This window comes from Variovorax sp. LjRoot130, assembly GCF_964253755.1.
GTDB lineage: Bacteria > Pseudomonadota > Gammaproteobacteria > Burkholderiales > Burkholderiaceae_C > Variovorax.
On sequence record NZ_CAXURM020000001.1, the window covers coordinates 3,521,565 to 3,540,000 of the forward strand.

Annotated in this window: 16 protein-coding genes; 13 read left to right on the top strand and 3 right to left on the bottom strand. The window is 68.7% G+C overall.

The genetic code is table 11. The annotated features are described in order from the left end of the window. Positions 1-105: 105 nt before the first annotated feature. Together ACSQ86_RS17500 and ACSQ86_RS17505 are read right to left on the bottom strand one after the other, a co-directional pair. A complete protein-coding gene (locus tag ACSQ86_RS17500; protein ID WP_436304505.1) occupies positions 106-1,392 on the bottom strand; it encodes a type II toxin-antitoxin system HipA family toxin in 1,287 nt (428 codons plus the stop codon). Further along, positions 1,392-1,679: a helix-turn-helix transcriptional regulator gene (locus ACSQ86_RS17505; RefSeq protein WP_436309308.1), complete on the bottom strand. Its 288-nt coding sequence runs from the start codon at positions 1,677-1,679 to the stop codon at positions 1,392-1,394. Before ACSQ86_RS17505 ends, ACSQ86_RS17500 begins: the two co-directional genes overlap by 1 nt. Before the next feature lie 793 nt (positions 1,680-2,472). Between ACSQ86_RS17505 and ACSQ86_RS17510 the strand changes: the two genes are divergently transcribed. From ACSQ86_RS17510 to ACSQ86_RS17565, 12 genes are all read left to right on the top strand, one after another. Beyond that, positions 2,473-3,393: a Ku protein gene (locus ACSQ86_RS17510; protein WP_436304507.1), complete on the top strand. Its 921-nt coding sequence runs from the start codon at positions 2,473-2,475 to the stop codon at positions 3,391-3,393. Then, the gene (locus tag ACSQ86_RS17515; protein WP_436309309.1) at positions 3,390-4,229 is read left to right on the top strand and encodes a tetratricopeptide repeat protein; all 840 of its coding nucleotides are present in this window, start codon (positions 3,390-3,392) and stop codon (positions 4,227-4,229) included. Before ACSQ86_RS17510 ends, ACSQ86_RS17515 begins: the two co-directional genes overlap by 4 nt. 162 nt (positions 4,230-4,391) lie before the next feature. Then, positions 4,392-4,940: a hypothetical protein gene (locus ACSQ86_RS17520; protein WP_436309310.1), complete on the top strand. Its 549-nt coding sequence runs from the start codon at positions 4,392-4,394 to the stop codon at positions 4,938-4,940. Positions 4,941-5,014: 74 nt separating this feature from the next. After that, positions 5,015-5,722: a hypothetical protein gene (locus tag ACSQ86_RS17525; RefSeq protein ID WP_436309311.1), complete on the top strand. Its 708-nt coding sequence runs from the start codon at positions 5,015-5,017 to the stop codon at positions 5,720-5,722. Between the two features lie 5 nt (positions 5,723-5,727). Continuing rightward, positions 5,728-7,062, top strand: a complete 1,335-nt coding sequence (locus tag ACSQ86_RS17530; RefSeq protein ID WP_436309312.1) for a hypothetical protein — start codon at positions 5,728-5,730, stop codon at positions 7,060-7,062. A gap of 10 nt (positions 7,063-7,072) precedes the next feature. Next, complete coding sequence (locus tag ACSQ86_RS17535; RefSeq protein ID WP_436309313.1) at positions 7,073-9,229, top strand: hypothetical protein; 2,157 nt, start codon at positions 7,073-7,075, stop codon at positions 9,227-9,229. Positions 9,230-9,248: 19 nt separating this feature from the next. Continuing rightward, positions 9,249-10,352 carry a hypothetical protein gene (locus tag ACSQ86_RS17540; RefSeq protein ID WP_436309314.1) on the top strand — a complete coding sequence of 368 codons (1,104 nt, stop codon included), beginning with the start codon at positions 9,249-9,251 and terminating at the stop codon, positions 10,350-10,352. Positions 10,353-10,361: 9 nt separating this feature from the next. After that, a complete protein-coding gene (locus ACSQ86_RS17545; protein ID WP_436309315.1) occupies positions 10,362-12,032 on the top strand; it encodes an N-acetylmuramoyl-L-alanine amidase in 1,671 nt (556 codons plus the stop codon). Between the two features lie 67 nt (positions 12,033-12,099). Then, positions 12,100-12,825, top strand: a complete 726-nt coding sequence (locus ACSQ86_RS17550; protein WP_436309316.1) for a hypothetical protein — start codon at positions 12,100-12,102, stop codon at positions 12,823-12,825. Between the two features lie 29 nt (positions 12,826-12,854). Further along, entirely contained in the window at positions 12,855-13,592 is a 738-nt protein-coding gene (locus tag ACSQ86_RS17555; protein ID WP_436309317.1) for a D-alanyl-D-alanine carboxypeptidase family protein, read from the top strand. A 24-nt stretch (positions 13,593-13,616) separates the two neighbouring features. After that, entirely contained in the window at positions 13,617-14,897 is a 1,281-nt protein-coding gene (locus ACSQ86_RS17560; protein ID WP_436309318.1) for an OmpA family protein, read from the top strand. Between the two features lie 8 nt (positions 14,898-14,905). Beyond that, on the top strand, positions 14,906-15,679 hold the full coding sequence (locus tag ACSQ86_RS17565) for an amidohydrolase family protein (RefSeq protein ID WP_436309319.1): 774 nt from the start codon (positions 14,906-14,908) through the stop codon (positions 15,677-15,679). On the opposite strand, the gene ACSQ86_RS17570 is transcribed toward ACSQ86_RS17565, so the two are convergent. Further along, positions 15,627-16,988: a sigma-54-dependent transcriptional regulator gene (locus tag ACSQ86_RS17570; protein ID WP_436309320.1), complete on the bottom strand. Its 1,362-nt coding sequence runs from the start codon at positions 16,986-16,988 to the stop codon at positions 15,627-15,629. The two genes, ACSQ86_RS17565 and ACSQ86_RS17570, sit on opposite strands and share 53 nt — an antisense overlap. Before the next feature lie 645 nt (positions 16,989-17,633). Here ACSQ86_RS17570 and ACSQ86_RS17575 point away from each other — a divergent pair. Then, positions 17,634-18,434, top strand: a complete 801-nt coding sequence (locus ACSQ86_RS17575) for a helix-turn-helix domain-containing protein (RefSeq protein WP_436309321.1) — start codon at positions 17,634-17,636, stop codon at positions 18,432-18,434. The last annotated feature ends 2 nt before the right edge of the window (positions 18,435-18,436 follow it).

Here is an 18,436-nt window from a genome sequence, read left to right on the forward strand (position 1 = left end):
CTTCCGGTTTTGGCCGACCGCGGTCATTCACGTGTTTGGAAGAACTTAGCCTCAACCACTGTGCTGCACCTGGCGGAAAGAGTGAACCGCCCTCGCACGCAGTGCTTAGCGCAGCACCAGACGGGCTTCCTCAAGCGCCTGATGCTCGAACGCCGGCGCGAAGTCCTCGAGTTCCGCTGCGGTCAGCCCAACGTCTGCACTCACCGCAACCTCTCGCCAGCGAATCACTGCGCTGTAGACGTCCGCCAGCGCCGCATGGGCCTGCTTCAAGTTCAGGTTGAAGTAGTCGCTCCTGTCCACGAGCTGTTCAATGGACACGATGGGCCCATCAGCCTCGGAGAGCCAAGTCTTCGACTCGCGCTCCTTGTCTGGGAACGGATTGACGTCAAACGCCGGCGCAAGTCGCCAGAAGCCGCTGCCGACATGCAGAAAACCATGATTCTGTAGGTGGTCGTCGACGTTGGTGATGAGATGGTTGAAGACTATGCGGCGCCACAGCTGCTGTGCGTCCGCGACCGGGTCCCCGGAATACGCGCGCATGGCATCAACAATCTCGGTGTACGAGTGCTCGTCCTGGCGCGAGGCCTGTAGCATCGACGCGGCCGACATGTACGGGATGCGCCCGCTGTCGGCAGTGCGGTCGAATCGCTGAATAAGCGCAACCGGGACACCTTCGATGGGCTCGATGCGTGCGTGCGCCACGTCGATGCCGGCAAGGGCCGCCAGGCGCAGCGCCAGCACCTCCCCACGGGTGATGCTTCGGTCGTCGTTGATGCTCGGAAACTTGCCGATGGCCAGGAGGCCGCTCTGGTCGATGACGGTTGCCTTGGGCCGCATGCCGCCCAGGGAAGTTCCGTTGCCGCGCAGATAGCGCAGGTCCTGCGCTGTTTCCTTGCCAGTCTCCACGGCGCGACTGGCCGAGTAGAGCTTGCCCAGGTCCACGAAGGGGGGCGTGGCGCGCTTACCGGCCTCGACCGTGCGGTGGTACGTGCCTGCACCATCGCGCAGGCGCAACGCGCCAATGCGGCTGAAGTCGTCCACGGCTAGCAGCAAGTCCAGTTCGTTCAGGTCGCGCAGCTTTTCGCCCCTTTGGCGGCGCTTGGCATGGTCGCGCAGGTTGACCCGACGGCCCCAGGTGTCCGGCACGGTATCGGCAAGGGCGCAGAAGAACGGCGAATCGTCCTTAGTTGGTGCCTTGCGAAACTGGTAGCCGGTAGTCAGCTCAAGGTCAGAGGACACCTTGAAGCGGTCGGAACTAGCAAGCCACCCCTGACTATAAGCAAAGGCTGAGTTCTCCCGCCGACCCTGGCGGGTATAGGTCAGCGAGCCGATGGGGATGCCCGCCTGGCCGAGGCAGACTTCGACCGTCTCGCGAATGTCCGGGGTGGCCATCACAGCGCCCCGCTTGTTGGCTTCTTGGGCGTGCGGATGCGCTGCGGCAACTCCTCGTCCATGAGTGTGAGACCGATGTCGTCCTTGGCCGTGTCCAAGAGGTTCTCAAGCCGCGGGAGTTCGCTGAACACGTGCAGCGTCCTGGCCAGAAAGACCAAGGGGGTGTTGACACTGCCCTTCTCCATGCGGCGCACCGTCGAAAGCGATGCGCCGATGCGCACAGCCAGCGATTCTTGGGACATGCGCCGGCGCCGGCGAGCCAGGCAGATGTCGTTTCCCAGCTTCATGAGGGCGCGCTCCACCGGAAGCGGAATCGGAGAAGCGGAGGCAGAACCTCTTGGCTTATCGGTCTTATCAGAACTGTTATTCGACCTAAGCGTTCCCATGGGAGCGATTATTGCTCGCGCGGGCCCGTCACGCAAGGGCGTTGCCGTTTATCGTTCTCCACAGAGCGATTGTCTGCCTCTACCGCTCTCCCAGGAGATCTTAACCGTCCAGGGCTGGGCGACTGAGGGTCTAGCCAATTGCGCAAATGGCACTGAAAAAGTCGATGTCTCTCGCACGCCTCACGCCGCAAGGCGAGGTGCGCAACCCTTTGCCACGGTGACAGGCCAGGCCCGCACAACCCAGAGAACTGCCAAAGTGTGCGCTGCGAAAGACGGATGCGAGGGTCCGGTTTTGGCGAATTCTGATACACCAGCGACCGACAGCATCTGGCCGAACTGTGCCATAGCACGGAATGCACGAGGCGCGCCGGAAGCGAACCTGCGTTACGTTGCTCGGCACGTGCCCCTCGGCTCCAAGGTGAGCGGACGGGTTGGAATTTGCGCACTCTATTTCTTACGCCTTGCAAGCAAAGCTGCCGGAAATAGGTCGTTTTGAAACTCCCAAGCGGCTGAGATGCGAGCAGCACCAAGGCCCTCTGCGCTCGGCAACGCCTGTCGAGCTCCTTCGGCACCATATTTCGCGTGACCACCACCACCGACCGCGGCGGCGCCTCCCCTTCGCTCTGTTCGAGGACTCAGGAAAGTGGCATCCTCAGGCCAGGAGGTGCCGGCCGCACGTCCAACGGAGGTCGGCATGCCCGCTCGTTCCATCGCATCCTTGTCTCTCAGCTTCGGATTGGTCTCCATCCCGGTCAAGTTGTATTCCGCGACCGAAAGCGCCGCAACGGTCAAGTTCAACTTGCTGGCCAAGGACGGCTCTCGCCTCAAGCAGCAATATGTTTCGGAGAAGGATCAGACCACCGTCGTTCCCCGTTCGGAAATGGTCAAGGGGTACGAGTTCGAAAAGGACCGCTACGTCCTGTTCACCCCTGACGAGTTGAAGGCCGTGGAAGAAAGCGCGACCCACACGATCGACATCGTTGCCTTCATCCCGGAAATGGCGGTCGACCCCCTCCATTACGACAAGGCGTACTTCATCGCACCCGACAAGCGCGGCGCCAAGCCGTACACCCTCTTGCGCGCCGCGATGCGCAAGAGCGGCCGCTGCGCGCTCGCGAAGTGGGCCTGGAAGGGAAAGCAGTACATCGTCCAGGTCCGCGCGGCAGAGGACGGCCTGGTGCTGCAGCAACTGCTCTACGCCGAAGAGGTGCGGTCGATGAAGGACCTCGAGATCGAGGAGATCACGCCTTCCGATGCGGAGGTGAAGCTGGCGCTCCAGCTCATCGACCAGATATCCGAGGAAAGCTACGACCCGACGCAGTTCGAGGACGAAGAGAAGAAGCGAATCCTGGCAGCCATCGACGCGAAGATCGCCGGGAAGCAAATCGTCGCCGCGGAGCATCATGAGCCGGCTGTGAGCGGCCAGATCATCGACCTGACCGAGATGCTGCGCGCCAGCCTGGCACGGGGCGGCGCCGGCGGCACGAAGCGCCCGAGTCGCGTGCCGGCCGCAGAGGCAGTCACGGCACTGGCATCGAACGAACGCAAGGGCGTGAAGCGAGCGCCCAAGACCGCCGCTCCAGCCTCCCCGGCAAGCGCGCGATTGAGGAAGTGAGCAACGATCCGTCGGAGGCACCGCACACCCTGCGCAGCATTCAGGAGATGTTGGGTCTCTCCCGAAGTGCGATTGCAGGGCTGATAGCGAACGGCTTCGTGAGTCCCTCGCGCGGACCGCGCAACGAGTACCGTTTTTCCTTTCGCGATGTCGTGCTTCTGAGGACCGCCCATCAGCTGCAGGCGGCCGACATCCCGACTCGCAAGATCGTGCGCGCGCTGCAGCGACTGAAGGCGACGCTTCCTGCGGAGTTGCCGCTGACCGGACTGCGAATCACCGCGGTGGGAAACACGATTGCGGTCCATGAGCGCGACAGCCAATGGGAGGCCGAATCAGGCCAACTGCTCATGGACTTCGAGATCGCCGCAGCGCGCGGTTCAGTGGCCTTCGTGGAACACCTGCGCAGCGAAGATCCGAGCTTGGGGCAAGCTCTTGCAGACGAGCTGTTTGCACAAGGAGAAGACCTCGAAACCAGAGACTGCGAAGCCGCCGAGCTCGCCTACCGAAAGGCGTTGGCCTTCGCTCGCAACCATGCGGATGCCTATCTGAACCTCGGCGCGATGCTGTGCGAATCCGAACGGCATGCCGAAGCCGTGGCTCTCTACGACGAAGCCCTCGCCCACTGCCCGCGTGAGGCGCTGCTGCATTTCAATCGCGCCGTGGCGCTGGAAGATCTGGGGCAGTTGACCGACGCGCTCCAATCCTACGAGCGCTGCCTGCAGCTCGACCCCTCCCTTGGCGACGCACATTTCAATGCCGCCAGGTTGCATGACCATCTCGGCCACAAGCAGGAGGCCATTCGGCACTTCAGTGCCTATCGACGCCTCCAGAAATAGCTGCGAATAGCTGCGGCGAAGCGAAGTTCGCGTTGCCGCGCCCATCGTGAGCCCGGGCGAAGCTGTTTTCGCTTCCCCTCCCCCGAAACCCCGGTCGATCAGCGATCTTGGCGTGGCACGGCCTATGCGAATAGGCGTCCAGTTCCGCCAGAAAGGCCGACCATGAACCGGATGCTGCTGGGCTACAGCCCCGACTTCGACATCTTCGAGGACACGAAAGGCACAGCGCTCGCGCCGAGCCGCGCGAGCCGCAAGGCAGTGGTCTTCGACACCGAGACCACGGGGCAGGCCGCCGAGTTGCTCAACGCCGCGGGCAGACCGGGCTTCGGCGCGACGCTCGGCCGCCTGGTCCGCGCAACGGCCGGCGGCGCGATCGACGACGCTGTCGCGACCGAGCTCGTCGCGCTGCTGCAGTCCGCAGCCCGGCGGGCGATGCCTGCCGTGAACGCACCCACCAGCCTCGATGCCAGCTCGGCTTCGACGCGCATGGGCCGGTTCTTCGGCATCGAACTGGAAGGCCTCAGCCCGGAGGACCAGGAGTTCGAGGCGGCCCGGCGCTTCGTCCAGCTCGCGAAGGAGGCTGCACGCCAGGCATCGGCGGCCCCATCCAACTTCACGCCTGCCGCTGTCGCGCAATGGGCCGTCACGCGCGCAGCCCGCCGCTACGCGCCGGGCTGGCGCGCGCCGGCGCGGGCGCGGGCGCGGGCGTGATCGTGCCGAACCCCTGATCCGCAGGGACCACTGTCGAGGCCTTTGCGCCTTTCCCCTCATCCAAGGAGACCGCTATGCATGACATCGATCGCACCCAGATGGAATACAGCCCCGAGCTGTCCAGCTTCGAAACCGGGCAGTACGAGTTCGGCCAGCAGGAATGGTCGGGCGAGAGCTACGGCGAAAGCTATGGGGAGACGTACGGCGAGACCGTGCTGAACGAAGCCGAGGAGACCGAGCTCGCCAGCGAGCTGCTCGAAGTGACGAACGAAGCCGAGCTCGACCGCTTCCTCGGCAACCTGCTCGGTCGCGCCGCGCGCGCGGTCGGCTCGGCCGTGCGCTCGCCGATCGGCCAGGCAGTGGGCGGCGTGCTCAAGGGCGTGGCCAAGAAGGCGCTGCCGCTGGCCGGCGGCGCACTCGGCGGCTACCTCGGGGGTCCACTGGGCGCCAAGATCGGCAGCGGCCTGGCATCGGCGGCCGGCAGCGCACTGGGCCTCGAGGCCGAGACGCTCGAACAGGAGGACCGCGAGTTCGAAGGCGCCAAGCAGTTCGTGCGGCTGGCCGCGGACACGGTCAAGCAGGCCGCCGCCGCGCCGTCGTCCTCCGATCCGCGCGCCGTGGCACAGAGCGCCGCCATCTCCGCCGCGCAGCGTCTGGCGCCCGGGCTGCTCGGTGCGGCAGGCCGCGGCGGGCCGGGCGCGATGCCCGGCGGAGGAATGGGCGCAGGCCGCACCGGCCGCTGGATGCGGCGCGGCAACAAGATCGTGCTCTACGGAGTGTGACTTCCATGGCCATCAGCCCCTTCGCCGCATGGATGCTCGCGCAGGAGGCGCGCGCCCTGCTCACGCGCCTGGCCCGGGTCAAGCCCTTCGCGCTGCTGGAACCGATGCTGCCGGCCGCCGCGCTGCAGCCCGGCGCACAGGCCGCGACCGAGCGCTATCTGGTGGCAGGCCGGCGCGAGATGCGCGCGATGGTGCTGGGCTTCCTGGCGTGGCTGCGCGGCGCCCCGTCGCAGCATGCGACGGCGGCCGATGCGCAACGGCGCTTCACGATCCTGCGGCTCAAGTTCAACGCGGTGCTGACGCAGTTCGACATGTTCAACGACGTCATCTCCCAGCGCAGCGAACACGACACCGGCGTCTGGCTGTGCGGGCTCGACGTGGTGGCCGCGGACGCGCTCGCCCTGCCCGGCTACTACGAGGTGCCGCCGCTGGTGTGCTATCTCGACCGCGGCGTCGGCGCCGCGATCCGGCGCGCGCGCACGCGGCTGCCCGGCGGCGGCGAGAACCCGGTGTCGGTGATTCGCGTGCCGCGCGAGCGCATGGTCGGCAGCGGCATCGCCTCCTCGCTGATCCACGAGGTCGGCCACCAGGCCTCGGCCCTGCTCGACCTCGCCAACTCGCTGCGGCCGCTGTTGCAGGGCATGCAACGCAGCGGCGGCATCGCATGGCGGCTGTTCGAGCGCTGGATCGGCGAGATCCTGAGCGACTTCTGGTCCTGCGCCCGGCTCGGCATCTCGGCCACGCTCGGGCTGATGGGGGTGGTGAGCCTGCCGCGGGCCTTCATGTTCCGGCTGAACCTGGATGACCCCCATCCGGTGCCGTGGATTCGCGTCCGGCTCTCGTGCGCGATGGGCCAGGCGATGTATCCGCACCCGCAGTGGGAGCGGCTCGCCGCGCTCTGGAACGCGTACTACCCGCTCGAAGGCCTGGATGCGCAGCCCCGCCGGCTGTTCGCCGAGTTGCTGGCGGCGATGCCGGGCTTCGTCGGCCTGCTCGTCGATCACCGCCCGCGCACCCTGCGCGGCCGCTCATTGAAGGAAGCGCTCGGCGTGGCCGATCGCCAGCCGGCGCGGCTCGCCGCATTGTTCGAAACCTGGCGCGGCGCACCGGCGGAGCTCTACCGCGCGTCGCCCACGCTGGTGTTCGCGGTGCTCGGCCAGGCGCGCGCCAACGGGCAGCTCACCCCCGAAGAAGAAAGCCACCTGTTCGCGAAGCTGCTGACGCACTGGGCGTTGCGCAGCGCGCTCGGGGGTACCACGACCTGCGCCGGCGCCACCGCGGGCGCCGCAAGGATGTTTGCCGTGCGCTCACGGCACGAACTCGGCCTGACGGTTGTTTAAGGAGACTCACATGGCTACCAATTCCCCTGCCGCCGGCGATCTGCGCCCGGGTGGCGTGCGCTTCAGCGTTCACGACGACGGCCGGCCGGTCTCCGGCGCGACCTGCAGCCTCTACAGGCAGCTTCTCGAGGACCCGGGCAGCCCGGGCACGCCCGGCACTCCGGGCAAGAAGCGCCCCGGGGCGCCGCCCCCGTCCACCGGGCGCGAACTCTACGTCGCCACCCAGGTCTCGGGCCGCGACGGCCAGGGCCGGTTCCCGAAGCAGCCGCCGGGCTCCTACTTCGTGCTGTGCCACAACCAGGCCCTGCCCGACCCGGTGTATGTCGAGGTGGAGTCCGACTGCACGCACGAAGCCTGCATCGAGCTCGGCCTGCACGTCACGGCGACGATCACGCTGCTGCGCGACGACTGCTCGCCCAACAGCCTCGGCTTCGGCCTGGGGCGCGAGGGCGACGTGATCGAGATCCGCATCGACTACACCGACTCGGCCACGCGCGTACTGCCGGTGCAGCACCCGGCGCGCGCGCGCATCGACCCCAACAACCCGCTGGTGTCGCACCTGACCATCCCCTCGGCCGGCCTGCACGAGCTGCGTTTCGGGGTGGCCGCGCCCTACATCGCGGGCTCGCCCGGCGCACCGGCGCAGGGGGGCGATGCGCGCATCTCGGGCGTGACCACGATCGATGCCGGCGAGCGCACGCCGCAGCCGGTCTCGGGCAACCTGGGCGTCGCACTCCAGCGCACCGCCACCGTGTCGACGGCCGACCTGTCGTTCTGGCAGGGCATCCTGAACAGCACCGAGCAGATGTCGTTCAACAACTACCTGCGCTTCATGAACATGCTGTTCTGCGGCGACAACGACCTGTCGGACCTGCCCGATTTCGAGCAGGAGCGCTTCGGCCAGAAACGCATCCTGCGCGATCAGCTGCGCTTCCGGCGGCTGCTGCCCTTCACCGACTCCGACGCCTACCGCGCCGTCAAGGCGGCGACCGAAGCCTTCGTGATGGTGAACTGCGGCGTGCTGGCGCCGCGCCGGCCCTTCGACGAGGAGCGCGATCTCGCCTACCTGCAGCGGCGCGACCTGCCGGGGCCCATCGGCCGCATCGAGGACGTGTTCACCGAGGACTACCTGGTGCAGATCCTCGGCGGCGAAGCGGGCGACAAGACCCTGCCCTACCTCGCTGTCATCCGCTCCAAGCTGCCGGACATCGCGATCAAGCTGAATCCGATCGACGTCGATCCCGACCGCGTCGGCCAGTGCACCGGCATCCTGCAGGACAAGCTGGCCAACCCCTGCCTGCTGGAGCTGATCTGGTCGTATTGGCACGAGGAGGGGATGCTGGTGCAGACGATGAACAGCATCACGCGACGCTTCCAGAACGTGCGCTCGCACGAGCGCGATCCGCTGGCCAACCTCGAGATCGATCCGCTGCGCCCGCTGAACAACGTGCTGTGGGGCTTCGTGCAGGACGAGCAGCACCGCCTGAGCATCGTGCGCCGCAACTACGAGTACGACCACCACTACGGCCTCCGGCTCGAGGGCAAGGCGGTGCAGCGCATGCAGGCGGCCGACAGCCGCTCCCGCTTCCTCGAAGCCTTCCACAACCTGCTGCGCCAGTGCACCACCTTCTACAAGCAGGACGACGACACCACCGTCAAGGCCGACGCCTTCCCGGTGCTCAATGCGCTCAAGGAAGTGCACCTGATCCTCTCGCAGGGCGCGCACAACCAGTTCGGCGACCTGCCCTCCACCGCACGCATCGAGATGATGATGGAGCAGTGGATACTGGCGCGGCCGGAGTTCCGCGAGTTCCTGCCCACGCGCATCATGACCGCCTACCCCGAGCCGTGGATGGACCGGGTCGACGCGATGAAGAAGGTGCAGGGCTGGACCGACACCAGCGTGCTGCATTTCCGCAACCTCGCGATCTTCGGCGAACAGGTGCTGCTGTCGATCCGCTGGGGCCACTGGAGCGATGTGCAGGATCCGCTGCAGGCCTTCAACTGGGCGCGCTTCTTCCGCCCGCAGATCCAGGGCTACAGCCATGCGTACCGCTCCGTCACCGGGGTTGACCTGACGCTCGAATTGCCGGACGCGAAGGTCGATGCGACCTTGCCTTCGGTGCTGCTGCAGCGCCGCCTCGCGACGCAGCAGCGCGCCGCCTAGCGCGCGTGGAGATGCGGCCATGGCCGACTTCACCAGTGCGCTGTACCTCGGCCTGCGGCATGCCAGCGCGACGCTGCCGGCCTGGGAGTCGCTCACGCTCGGGCTGCCGGCGGCGCTGCGGGAGCCCGCGGGCGCCGACGCGGCCGCCACCGCCCTGGCGCACCTGCAGGGCCTGCCCGCGACGACGCTGCTGCCCTCGACGCTGCACCTGTTCTGGGACCTGCTGCGGCTCCTGGCACGGGATGCGCGCTCGGCGCTGCTGCTCGATGCGGGCGCCTATCCGATCCTGCACTGGGCGGCCGAGGGTGCAGCCGCGGCCGGCGCCGTGGTGCACCGCTTCGCCCACCACGATGCCGCCGCGCTCGACCAGCTGGCGCACGAGGTGGCACGCGCCGGGCTGCGGCCGGTGGTCGTGTGCGACGGCTTCTGCCCGGGCTGCGACCGGCCGGCCCCGCTGCACGCCTATGCGCGCATCGCGGCCCAACGCGGCGGCTCGCTGGTCATCGACGACACGCAGGCGCTGGGCGTCTTCGGTGCCGCGCCGTCGACCACCTGCCCCTACGGCCACGGCGGCGGCGGCTCGCTGTGCTGGCAGGGTCTTGCGGGCGCGCACATTGCGGTCGGCGCCTCGCTCGCCAAGGGTTTCGGCGCGCCGCTGGCCGCCCTCTCGGGCAGCGAGGCCCTGATCGCGCGCTTCCGGCGCGAGAGCGAAACGCGCCTGCATTGCAGCCCGCCGTCGGCCGCGGCCGTGCAGGCCGCGCGCCGCGCGCTGGACGCCAACGCACGCCGAGGCGAGGCCTGGCGCGCCCGGCTGCTGCGCCTGGTGCTGCGCTTGCGCGAGACGCTCGTGCGCGCCGGCCTCGCACCGGTCGGCCGGCTGCCGTTTCCGGTGCAGTCCTTCGTGTCGCGCCACGGACCGGAGCTCGCACCGCAACTGCTGCGCCGCCTGCGCGCGGGCGGCGTGCGCGCCCTGCTGACAAGCGGCTGCCAGGGCCTGGCGCCGCGCCTGAGTTTCGTCGTCACCGCGCGGCACAGCATGGCGCAGATCGATCGCGTGGCGCAGCTGCTCGCCCGCGGCGGTGGCGCATCGCCCTGCGTCCCAGCCGCGCTCGCCATTCACTGAGGAGGCGCCATGCATCACCCAGCCATCTTTGCCGAGCAGCCTTTCACAGGCATGCTCGCGACCGGACCCTCCCAGGAGGCGTTCGAGATCCTCGACGAAAGTTTTGCGCAGGAAATCGGCCGCGGCCGGGCGCCGGTGGCGCGCAGCCGCCCCGCCCGCGCCGCGACCCGCCGGCCCGCGCGGCCGCAGCGCCCGGCGCAGGCCTGGAAGCCGCCGCCGCGCCGCCCGCGCCCACCGGTGCCGTGGCCACCCATCGGCGGCGGCTATCCGCCGCCCTTCGTTGCCGAACCCTTCGGTGGCCCGTACGCCGCCCCGGGCGCCGACACGTTGCGCTGCGTGCAGGAATGCCTCGGCCGCGGAAGCGCCCCGGCGCCGCAGGCTGCGCCCGGCGCGGCGCCTGCAGACGACGCGGCCGCAGCGCCGGACGCACCTTCGGATGCACCCGCCGACGCAGCGCCGGACGCCGGCGGCGATGCCGGAGCCCCGGCCGCCGAAGAGTTCGAGTTCCACGAAACGGGCAGCGGGTTCATCGACGCGATCGGACGCATCGGAAAGGGCATCGGAAGCGGCATCGGCCAGGTAATCGGCCGTGCGGGCGAGGCGCTGCGCGATTGCAAGATCATCGACCTCACCGCGCAATCGGACCGCAGCGTGCGCAAGGGCACGCGCGATCCGAAGAGCGTCTACGCGCTGGTGCTGCACCAGATGGCCTGCTGCTTCCGGCGCCGCGATCCGATGCGCAGCTATCTGCGCATCAAGGCGCACTTCGCGATCCTGCCCGAGGGTCAGATCCTGCAGTTGCATCCGGTCTCGGCGTTGATCTGGGCCTCGCACGGCTTCAACAGCAAGAGCGTGGCGGTCGAATTCGCGGGCAACTTCCCGAACGTGAAGGGCCGCTGGTGGAAGGGCGAGACCTACGGCCGCGACCGGGTCACGCCGGCGCAGCTGGAAGCCGGGCGCTGCCTGGTGCGCCACCTGAAACGCACCATGGGCCTGCGGGTCGTGCTCGCGCACCGGCAATCGAGCAACATGCGCGAGAACGACCCGGGCCCGGACGTCTGGTATCACGTGGGCCAGTGGGCGGTCGACAACCTGGGCCTGAGCGACGGCGGGGCCGGCTTCAAGGTCGGCACGGGCCATCCCATCCCCGATGCCTGGCGCACGTGGGGCCGCGCGGGCGGCGCGGCGCGCCCTGCCCCGGAACTCGAATTCGAGTTCGCCGAGCACGAAGACGAACTGGCCTATGAGGACGAGGGCCAGGGCGAATACGAGCGCGGCGACGAGTACGAGGACGAAAGCGGCAACGAACTCTGGCGCGGCGAGCCCGAAGGCGAGGTCGTGCCGGGCCTCCTGGGCCTGGCCGCCGCGATCGCCGACCCGCGTTCCGCCGGGCCGGGCATCTACACGATCTACAAGAACGGCCAGCGGCTCTATGTCGGCCGCGCCAACCACCTGCGGCGAAGGCTGCAGCAGCACCTGTGGTGCCTGGCGCACCTGAAGATCGGTGTGGGGCGCTTCAGCGTCAAGCTGACGCCGATGCGCGGCGCGACACCGGCCCAGCTGGGCCGGGTCGAGGCGGCGGTCATCGATCGCTTCGGGCGCCGCTCGCAAGGCGGGCAGCTCGCGAACGTCAAGGCCCGCGAACTCGAACAGGAACTGGGCGGCGAGGCCTGGCGCTGAGACGCGCCCGGACGCCGGCCCCGGCCTGTTCCCACCTGTCCCCCTCTCGAATCCCAAGGAGCCCACCATGCACAAGCTCTCCTGCCCCTGCGAGAAGTGCCAGTCGCAGCGCGACCGCACATTCCCCATCGAGCGCTTCGGCGCCCGCCCCTCGTCGTCAGCGCCGCTGAGCGAATCCGAGGAGGTCGAACTCGCGATGGAATTGCTTAGCGTGTCCAGCGAAGCCGAATGGGAGCAGTTCCTCGGCAAGCTGTTCAAAGGCATCGGCCGCGGCCTCAAGAAGGTCGGCTCCTTCGTCGGCAGCAAGGTGCTGAAGCCGCTGGGCGGCGCACTCAAGGGGCTGGCGAAAAAGGCGCTGCCGCTGGTCGGTGGCGCGCTCGGCTCGTTCATCCCGATCCCCGGTGTCGGCACCGCGATCGGCACGGCGCTCGGCAGCGCGGTCAGCAAGGCGCTCGAACTGGAGTTCGGCGAGCTCGAAAGCGAGGAAGCCGAGTTCGAGATCGCACGGCGTTTTGTGCGCATGGCGGCGAGCGCGGCGCAGCAGGCGAGCGGCGCGGCGTCCGGCACCCATCCCGACGCGGCGGTGCGCGATGCGCTGCTGGCCGCCGCGCGCGCCCACGTGCCGAGCTTCGCCGCCAATGAAGCCGAACTGATCGCCGAGGCCGAGGGCGAGGCCGAAGCTGAAGGCAGCTTCGAGATGGAGGGCGAAGGCAGCTTCGAAGCCGAAAGCAGCGGCGCGATGTCGGGCCGTTGGCAGCGGCGCGGCCGCCACATCGTGCTGCACGGCATCTGAACGCACCGCGCATGTCCGAGGAGCCCGCGATGAACCATTTGCATGCCACCCGTGACGGCCAGGGCATCGTGTTCGAAGAGGAATTCAGCTTCGTCGGCTTTCCGCCGCCGGTGCGCGATGCCCTGCGCGCGAAGAACGAACGCGCCGCGATCCAGCGCGCGGCGGCGGCCGGCTTCCGCGACGAGAACACGCTCACCGACCTGGTGTTCTTCTCTCGCCACCCCGAACGCCAGGGCGCGCCGCTGCGCAGCGGCGAAGCCGGCTTCACGGCCCTCGCCGCCGAATGGGTGGCCATCCGCGACCGGCTGGTGCGCGCGACGCCGCGCCCGTCCACACCGGCACCCGCGACCCCGGCGGCGCCCGCGGCGGGCGGACCGGACATCGTCAACGTGCGCGGCATCCTGGTGGCACGTCAGATCGCGCCACGGGTCGAGGCGCTGCTCGCCGCGGCGCAGGCCGACGGCGTGCCGCTCACAGGCGGCGGCTACCGCTCGCCCGCCGAGCAGATCGCGGTGCGCAAGCAGAACTGCGGACCGACGCCCTACGACATCTATGAAAAACCGCCCAGCCAATGCACGCCGCAGACCGCCAAGCCGGGAACCTCGATGCACGAGCGCGGCCTGGCGATCGACTTCAAATACGGCTCGCAGATGCGCGAGCAATTCAGCAACACGCCCGGCTTCACCTGGCTGCAGCGCAACGCGGCGCGTTTCGGATTGAAGAGTTTTCCGAAGGAGCCGTGGCACTGGTCCACCACCGGCACCTGAGCACCGGGTGCGAGGAGACACACCATGAACGACGAAGTGCTGTTCGAGATCCTTCCGCTGCGCGGTGACGTGCAATCCAGGTCGGCGCGTCCCGGCAGCCCGAGCCGGCCGATCGTGCTGCCGACGCTCACCATCCGCGACCAGCCCTTCGTCGTGCTCGACCGCTTCGCCTTCGACGGGCCGGCGGTGCCTGCGATGCATGACCCCATCATCGAGCGCATCGCGCGACTGGTGGCGGCAAGCCGGGTATCAGGCGAGCCGATCGACACGGTCCGGCTCGTCGGACACACCGACCCCAGCGGACCGGCGACCTACAACCTCGGCCTCGCGAAGCGCCGCGCGCAGGCCGTCGAAGCGAAGCTGCGCGCGGCGATCGCCGCGCTCGGCCCGGTGCCGCCCGGCAAGCTCGACATCGTCGTGCAGACGCTGGGCGAAACGCGGCCCGTCACGTCGAACGGCACGGCCGACGGCCGCGCCATGAACCGCCGCGTCGCGGTGTTCCTGGCGACCACGTGCAACAGCTTCTTCGCGCAGTACGACCTGCGCTTCCTGCCCGGCGATCCGGTGTTCGGGATTCCTGCCCATCCGAACCTGAACGCCGCACAGAAGGCGCAGCGCAGCGCCGACGTGAGTGCGATGGTGCCCGAGCTGCTCGCGCGCCGCGACCGGCGTGCCAGCGAAGCCCTGGCCGGCCGCGTGCCGGCGGCCAGGGCTCTGCCGGCAGGTGCGTTGCGCAACAGCGCGCTGCGGCTGTCGGCGGGGCAGCTGGCGCTGTTTCGCGAGTACTTCCCGAATGGCCGCGGCGGCATCGAGTTCGGTGGCTTCCAGACCTGCTTCGAGCGCTTCGCGAACGGCCAGCTGCGCAGCCCGATCGCCGCCGACCAGGCAGCGGGCATCGGCGAGCCGAACGGCGGCTTCTTCTTTCTCTTCGCGGAGTTCGCGTTCCTGTGCATCGAGTCGGGCATCGAGGCGGCGCAGTGGACCCGGGCGCTGCGCAGCTTCGTGAAGGCGCAGGAGATCTTCATGCACGTCTACCGGCCCTCGCCGGTGTCGCCGCCGCCGGCCGTCGGCGCCGCGTTGCCCGCCTGCCCGCGCGATGCACAGGGCCGGCCGCGTGCGCGGCGCGGCCTCGACAGCTACCGCAACGCCAACTTCAAGGCGACCGGCAGCTCGCCGACGGCCGGTGCCGGCCAGTCGTCGCCGGCGCGCCGGCGTGCGCTCGCTGCCAAGTACGCACCGAAGGACCTGGCCGCGCTGCGGCGCGAGGCCCAGGCCAACATGCAGCGTGCGCAGTGCATGCCTTGAGCCGCGCGATGGTCATCGATTGCCACTGCCACGCCGGCCAGGGCGACGGACTGACAGGCCCGTGGGACACCGACGCGCCGCTCGACGCGTACCTGCGGCGTGCTACGCGTGCGGGCATCGCGCGCACGGTGCTGTTGCCGGCCTTTCATTCCGACTACGCGGCGGCCAATCTCGCGCTGTCGCGGATCGTCGCCAGTCGTCCCCAGCGCTTCATCGGCTTCGCGATGGTGCATGCCGTGCGAGACCGCGGCCGCATGCTGCCGATGCTGACGACCGCGATCGAGCGCTACAGCTTCGCGGGCATCAAGGTGCACCGGCACGACGCGGCGATCACGCGCGAGATCTGCGACGCCGCGCGCCGGCTGCGCGTGCCGGTGTTGTACGACCTTGCGGGCGAGGTGTGGGTGGCGGAGCTCCTGGCCGAGCAGTACCCGGACGTGACCTTCATCATTCCGCACCTCGGCAGCTTCGCCGACGACTGGCGCGCGCAGCTGGCCTTGATCGATCACCTGGTGCGCCATCCGAACATCCATGCAGACACCGCCGGCGTGCGGCGCTTCGACCTGCTGCAGCAGGCGGTACGGCGCGCCGGTGCGCACAAGATCCTGTTCGGCTCCGACGGGCCCTGGCTGCATCCGGGGGTGGAGCTCGCGAAGATCCGTCTCCTGCGTCTCGCCGCGGCGGACGAGGCGCTGGTGCTGGGCGGCAATCTGCTGCGACTGCTGGGCCTCAATGCATCGGCCGCTGCTGGGCCCGACGCAGCTGCAGCGCGCGGTCGGTGACGCCGAGCCGCAGCGCCGCGCGGTGCAGATTGCCGCGTTCCTGCTCGATCGCCAGCTGGATCGCGCATTCGGTCGCGGCCTGGCCGATCTCCTTCAGTCCCAGGCCCAGATCGATCGCCTCGCGCGCGGCTGCCTCGAAGCGAGCCTGCACGCCGTTGCGCGATGGTGAAGTATCGAGGGGGCGTTCGTCTTCAGGCACGTCGCCGATCGTGATCGGTCCGCTGCCGGCGTGGCGGTGGCACAGCCAGGACACGACGCGCCGCAGCTCACGCACGTTGCCCGGGTAGCCGCGCGTGATCAAGTACTGGCAGACGGGCTCGTCAAAGCCTTCGCCGCCGTCGGCGCCGTCGAAGCCGGCCTGGAAATGCGCGGCGAGCGCAAGCACGTCCTCCTTGCGCTCGGCGAGCCGCGGCGTGCGGCACACGGAGCCCGCGATGCGGTAGTAGAGATCGGCCCGGAAGCTGCCGTCGGCCACCCCCGCATCGAGATCGCGGTGGGTCGCCGACACGAGACGGAAGTTGGTGTGCTGCCAGGCGTTGCTGCCCACGCGCTTGTATTTGCCTTCCTGCACCACACGCAGCAGCTGCGCCTGCAGCGGCGGCGGCAGCTCGCCGATCTCATCGAGAAAGAGAGTCCCGCCGTCGGCCAGCGCGAAGGCACCGTCGCGCGCGTTCATCGCGCCGGTGAAGGCCCCGCGCTCATGGCCGAAGAACTCGCTGCCCGACAACTCGGGCGTGATGGTCGTGCAGTCGACGATCACCATCTCGCGCTTGCCGACCCGGCAATCCAGATCGTGGATGAGCCGCGCAATCAGCTCCTTGCCGGTCCCGCTCTCGCCCGTGATGAGCACCGGACCACGCGAGAAGATGGCCAACTCGACCACGCGCCGCAGCAGCGCACGCCATGCCGCACTGTTGCCGACCAGGGTCCGCGTGACGCGCGGGCTCTCGACGATGTCCCGCACCGTGCGCAGCCGCTCGAGGCGGGCGCACACCTGACCGGCGTCGGCCGGAAGGGTTGGCCAAGGCACCACGTCGGCCGCGCCGGCGCGCAGCAGGGCCCACAGCGCAGGAGGCGACAGGCGGCCTGGGGCGACCGCCAATACCAGCACGACGGCGTGCCGGCTGGCGAGCCGGATGTCGTCCAGGACGCGATCGTCGACCGCGCTCAATACCATCAGGCCGTACGCATCGGGCTCGGCGGGCATGGGAGCCGGACGCACTCCGGAGCGCCCGAGGACGGACAGCACGCCGTCGCGGACCGCGACCGGTACCGGATCGAAGAAATGAATCCAGACGCTGGGCAGCATGACGTCCCGCACCCGTTGACAGCCCGCACGCTGCGCTCACCCGGCGGCGACGGGCCTGCGGGCGCGAACGTTGACGATGCCTGGCAGCACTTCGGCTCGATGCATGCGGGCCTCCTCCTGTCGAGCGGAGTGACAGTGTGATGAATCGTCGATGCGGGCGGAATACGCCGGAAGCCTGTAAGGCGTTACCGACAGCGATCGAAAAATTCGTGATCGCTTGTTACGCGCGCACCTGGAGCAAAGACGAAGGAGTAGTCCAAAGTTCGCCTTCGGTCCGCTGCGATGCCAACGGTCGTGGCCAAAGGCAGCTTGGCTGCAGAACACCTAGTCCCCCGTCTGCAGGATTCAAGCCTTTCGATGGCCAGTCGGCGCTCCAGGCGAGCAGGACACGATGCGGCGTTCGGCATACGTCGAAGGTGCGGGCTGGTACGGTGCGCTGCTCCCAGGCTGCGCGCATCTCCGCAAAAGGCTTCGCGCGCTACCGAGACAGCGTTTGAGCTTTGTTGTTGTTTGGAATAGAAATCACGATACATGACCTCTCCCCAACACTCATCGCAACCATCCTCGCCCACCCGCATCGCCCGCCTGACCCCTTTGCCCGAGAACGTGCAGAGCCTGTCGGAGTCGCGGCGCGCATGGAACGGCATGCGCGTCGATATCACCGAATTCCATTGCGCAGGCCGGGTGGCTCATCACCTGTGCTACGAGACCGAAACCCGCCTCAGCGTTCTGCTGGAAGAGGTCGGCAGCCACTGCGAGCCCCGCCTGCGCGAGGACCAGCCCTGTCCGATCAGCTACATGCCCAGGCACATGCACTTCGCGCCGGCCGGCATGGAGATGTGGGGCTACAGCGCCGACACGCGCTTCGTGAAGGACGCCACCCTAAGCTTCGATCTCGCGATGCTGGGCGAGCGGCTGGCCGTGAAGTTCAACGCCGATGCGACCGCCACGCCGCGGCTGCGCTTTTCCGACGATCGCATCTGGACCCTGGTCAAGTTGCTCTCCGAGGCGGTGAACGACCCCGACCCGTCGACGCAACTCTATGGTGACGGGCTGACCGCAGCGATCACGGCGCGGCTCTTTGCCCTTCCACCGGAGCCCGGCGCGGATGAAAAAGGCCTGGCCCAATGGCAACTTCGGCGCGTCGTCGAGTATCTGGACGCGCACCTGCCCAAGCGCGTCGACCTCGCGCAGCTGGCGGCGCTGGCGGGTCTGTCGCAGTCGCACTTCAGCCGGGCATTCAAGGCCTCGACCGGGATGGCGCCCTACCGCTGGCAGCTCGACGCGCGCATCCGGCGCGCGCAGGCTCTGCTGATCGACACCCGCGCCTCGCTCGATCAGGTCGCCGAGGCCACCGGCTTTGCCGATGCGGTGCATTTCGGGCGGACATTTCGCAAACTCACCGGAGCGACGCCGGCGGCGTGGCGATACGACCGTAAGAACTGACC

Excerpts from the sequence above, each read along its gene's own strand:
- ACSQ86_RS17550 (WP_436309316.1), top strand. The coding sequence starts at position 12,100 with ATGCACAAGCTCTCCTGCCCCTGCGAGAAGTGCCAGTCGCAGCGCGAC.
- ACSQ86_RS17525 (WP_436309311.1), top strand. The coding sequence starts at position 5,015 with ATGCATGACATCGATCGCACCCAGATGGAATACAGCCCCGAGCTGTCC.
- ACSQ86_RS17545 (WP_436309315.1), top strand. The coding sequence starts at position 10,362 with ATGCATCACCCAGCCATCTTTGCCGAGCAGCCTTTCACAGGCATGCTC.
- ACSQ86_RS17540 (WP_436309314.1), top strand. The coding sequence starts at position 9,249 with ATGGCCGACTTCACCAGTGCGCTGTACCTCGGCCTGCGGCATGCCAGC.
- ACSQ86_RS17570 (WP_436309320.1), bottom strand. The coding sequence starts at position 16,988 with ATGCTGCCCAGCGTCTGGATTCATTTCTTCGATCCGGTACCGGTCGCG.
- ACSQ86_RS17560 (WP_436309318.1), top strand. The coding sequence starts at position 13,617 with ATGAACGACGAAGTGCTGTTCGAGATCCTTCCGCTGCGCGGTGACGTG.
- ACSQ86_RS17565 (WP_436309319.1), top strand. The coding sequence starts at position 14,906 with ATGGTCATCGATTGCCACTGCCACGCCGGCCAGGGCGACGGACTGACA.
- ACSQ86_RS17520 (WP_436309310.1), top strand. The coding sequence starts at position 4,392 with ATGAACCGGATGCTGCTGGGCTACAGCCCCGACTTCGACATCTTCGAG.
- ACSQ86_RS17500 (WP_436304505.1), bottom strand. The coding sequence starts at position 1,392 with ATGGCCACCCCGGACATTCGCGAGACGGTCGAAGTCTGCCTCGGCCAG.
- ACSQ86_RS17505 (WP_436309308.1), bottom strand. The coding sequence starts at position 1,679 with ATGAAGCTGGGAAACGACATCTGCCTGGCTCGCCGGCGCCGGCGCATG.
- ACSQ86_RS17510 (WP_436304507.1), top strand. The coding sequence starts at position 2,473 with ATGCCCGCTCGTTCCATCGCATCCTTGTCTCTCAGCTTCGGATTGGTC.
- ACSQ86_RS17535 (WP_436309313.1), top strand. The coding sequence starts at position 7,073 with ATGGCTACCAATTCCCCTGCCGCCGGCGATCTGCGCCCGGGTGGCGTG.
- ACSQ86_RS17530 (WP_436309312.1), top strand. The coding sequence starts at position 5,728 with ATGGCCATCAGCCCCTTCGCCGCATGGATGCTCGCGCAGGAGGCGCGC.
- ACSQ86_RS17555 (WP_436309317.1), top strand. The coding sequence starts at position 12,855 with ATGAACCATTTGCATGCCACCCGTGACGGCCAGGGCATCGTGTTCGAA.
- ACSQ86_RS17575 (WP_436309321.1), top strand. The coding sequence starts at position 17,634 with ATGCGCGTCGATATCACCGAATTCCATTGCGCAGGCCGGGTGGCTCAT.